Annotated in this window: 2 protein-coding genes; both read right to left on the bottom strand. The window is 72.0% G+C overall.

The features are described 5' to 3' along the window. Positions 1–1,152 (bottom strand): hypothetical protein (locus IEZ11_RS50185; protein ID WP_189269821.1); only part of this gene is annotated, 1,152 nt, incomplete at its 3' end. 169 nt (positions 1,153–1,321) lie between these two features. Further along, positions 1,322–3,324: zinc finger domain-containing protein (locus IEZ11_RS50180; RefSeq protein WP_189269820.1), on the bottom strand; the 2,003-nt coding region annotated here is incomplete at its 5' end.

The following is a 3,324-nucleotide window of genomic DNA, read 5'->3' as shown; positions in this document are numbered from 1 at the left end:
CATCTTGTGCACGGCCTGCCGTGAGATGCGGGCCCGTCCGGCGATGTCGGAGTCACCATGGCCCCAGTCGATCGCCCGATTGACCAGCTGGCGGCGCTCGGCGAGGTACTTCTCCAGCCGGGCGCACTCGGCGCCGACCACGGCGAGGCGGTCCCAGTCCTGCTCCCGCAGGCGGGCCCGGTGGCTGTGAGCGGCGTCCTTCGTCCCGAAGAGGCGCACCCCCTGCTGCGCGGCGTGCAGCTCCTCGCGCTCGATCCAGGTGTTCAGGGCGGCGTCGCTGGTCTCGGAGGTGATCTCACTGGCGGTCAGGCGGCCGTGCTCGGCGTCCCAGTCGCCAAAGTCGCGTGCCGGCCGGGGGTCTCCGTCAATCAGGACGGTCCGGTACCAGGACCGCACGCCCAGCACCTGCAGGCCCACGCCGCTGCCGTCGCGGTACGGGCGGCCGAAGACCTTCTTCACCTCCTGGTGCCAGTGCTCGTTCGCGCCGATGAACTGCGTCTGGACCTGGCACTCGTGCGTGAGCTTGTCGAGGGACAGGCGCAGCAGCTCGGGCCTGTAGACCTGGGGGAAGCGCTGGACGATCTCAGCGAAGTCGACCAGGTCGGCGTCGACCTCGGGCAGGGCGGCCTCGCGGTGACGGGAGGTCAGGCGGCACAGCTGGCGGCCGGCGCGGGCGGAGGCGGCCGACCAGTCCAGCTCTCCCCCGGCCTCGAAGAATCCGTCGAGCAGCTCCTGGGCGTACGGCGCGACCAGTTCCAGCAGGGCGTTGGCGGCCTCGACGTCGAGGTACGGGTGCCCGGTGAAGCCGGAGTCGACGGTCCAGCTCAGCAGCTCGGGGACCTGTTCGGCCCACATGTCGGCGCCGGACCCGGGGAGGAACATCCTGCCCGGGTGCCAGCGCTTCCAGGTCTCGCGCGGGACGTCGTTGACGGCCGTCCACGTGGGGCTCCAGGGCTCCCGGTGCTGGGTGCTCTCGTGGAAGCTCAGCTCGCCCGTGACGGTGTTCAGCAGGACGTGCTGGTAGGCGCCCGGCTTGTGGGAGCCGCTGACGTGCTCCGAGGGGATCACCCGCTGTACGGGCATGGCGGTGACCTGCGGCGCTTGGCTGCGGGTGGCCACCTGGATCTGCGGTACGGGGACGGTCTCGTTCATCCGGTTCTCCTCGCTGGGTTCGGTCTGACGTAAAGAGGTTGACGGTATGTCGGGGTGAGCGTCAACCGGTTGACAGAGAATGACCGGAAGTCGGATGAGCGGCTGATAACAAGCCCAGCGGTGCGGGACGGCTGAAGATCGGCACAACCGAAGCAGCTGTGCCGGGGGGTCAGGCCGTGGCGATACGGCGCTCGATACGGGCCCTGGCGGCGGCGTGGTCGCCTCGGCCGTCGGCGGTGCGGGGATAGCGGCGGCGGGGCTGCCGAGCGAGCGTGGTGAGCACCAGGGCGGTCTGCTCCTCGTGCGTCTGGACTCCCGTACGCACTCCGGCCTTGGGGGCGCGCATCCACTCCTCCTCCTGGCGCCACCACCGGTACAGCTCGGTCTCGACCGCGTACAGGCGGGCTCGGGCGGCGAGGCGGCCGTGGGAGCCCAGGGCCTTCGCCGCGGCGACCAGGGACCCCTGCCGGGGGCGGTAGTACGGGGTGCTGGAGCGCTCGGCGGCGAGGGCCTGACGGCTGGTGTGCTGGTCGGCTCCACGGCGCCGGAGAACGGCTCCTGCGGCCGTACGGCAGCGCTCCCCCGGCGCGGCCTGGCAGGTCGGGCACTCGTGGTGAACCGTCATCACCGCGCGCGTGGCGACCAGTAGGTCCCGCATCCGGGCGAGATGCTTGACGACGGTCCGGGCGCTGTAGCCGGTGCGCTGGCAGATCTCGGCGAGGCTGAGGGAGCGGTCGGCGTGCTCGGCCAGCTGCTGGTAGACCCGGCCCGCGTGGTGGCCCAGCCCGCCGGCGTGCTGCTCGGTGCGCCGACCGTGGGAGAAGACGTCGGCTTGACCTGCGGCGAGGCGCTTTTTAAGGCGGGAGATCAGTGTGGTGCGGGTAGCCCCTAGGGGGGGCGGGGTTCCTTGTGTCCCACCCCGTGCAACGGAGGCGAAAGCAGGGTGCGAAGCGGTGACGGGGAGCAGCTCGTAGGTACCGGCCGGGCCGTTGTCGGTGGCGCTGCCCAGCCAGCTGTCGAGCTGCAGGCGCCCGAACGCCCGGTGCATGGTCGAGCGGCCGGTGCCGGTGGCGATGGCGGCCCGGCGCGTGTCCAGGCTCAGCACGGTGCTGCCGGACTGCAGGGCGAGCAGACAGAACAGGTCCAGCGCGGCGCGGTCGGCGGGACCGGACTCGATGGCCCAGCGCTCCGGGCAGGCGTCAGCACCCTGCTGCAGCTGCTCGACCAGGGCGACGGTCTCGGCGACGGTCTCCGTGCGCTGCAGGGCCTCCTCGGTGTGGGGCAGCCTGCTCGCGTACTCCACGCAACGGGCCCACTGGCGTGCCAGTTTCTCCTCGGCGTCGATCTCGTCCAGCGTCACGCGCAGCGTGCCGAAGCCGGGCGCGGTGCACACGTGCAGCAGCCCGCCCTCGCGGTACCGGCGCTCGTCCATCAGCCGCTCGACCATCGGCAGCGTCCAGCGGCGCAGGGCCAGCCTGGTCAGCAGGGAGCCGCACACCTCGCTGACCCGGTCGGCCGGCGGGCGGCGGGTGAGCAGCGCCATGGTCTCGCGGTCCAGCACGGTGGTGGGCGTGCCGTCGAGACGGGGGCCCAGCTTGTCGTCGAGGACCTCGGCGAACTGGTCCTGGCCGACCACCTTGGGGCGGAAGTCCGCGCGGGCCGGGACGGCGTCGATGATGAGCAGCAGCCTGAGAAACGCGTCGGACGGGTTGCCGCACGTGGCCGGGGTCAGCAGGTCGGCGGCCCGGCGGGGATCGGCCGGGCTCATCAGCTCGCTGCGGCCACCGTTGCGGTGCGGGGCACCGATCGGCCGGGCGGCGCCCGTAGACGACTTGAGCAGGCCGTAGTCGAGCGTGGGCAGGCGCTTCGCAGCGGCCACGGCGATGGACTCGACCAGCGTGGCCTCCAGCAGCGTCTCGGCGGCCACCCACACGTGCCGTCCGCCGGCGGATCCGGAAGCGGCGACCACGTAGGTCAGTCCGGCCTCCTCCATCCAGCGCAGCAGAGTTGCGAGGTCGGGGCCGACTTCGCCACGCTTGTCGTCGAGGTCGAAGAGCAGCCAGCGGTAGCGGCGGTACGCCGACGACAGGTAGACGGCGTACGGGCCGCGAGGGGCGCCGCGCAGGGAATGCATGGAGCGCTCGACGTACTTGTGCCGCCACTTGCCCTCGG

The sequence above is a fragment of the Streptomyces fuscichromogenes genome (assembly GCF_014645815.1).
In the GTDB taxonomy this organism is placed as follows: Bacteria; Actinomycetota; Actinomycetes; order Streptomycetales; family Streptomycetaceae; genus Streptomyces; species Streptomyces fuscichromogenes.
Note: the sequence above shows the minus strand (reverse complement) of the source record. Positions and strands in the feature narration are given on the sequence as shown.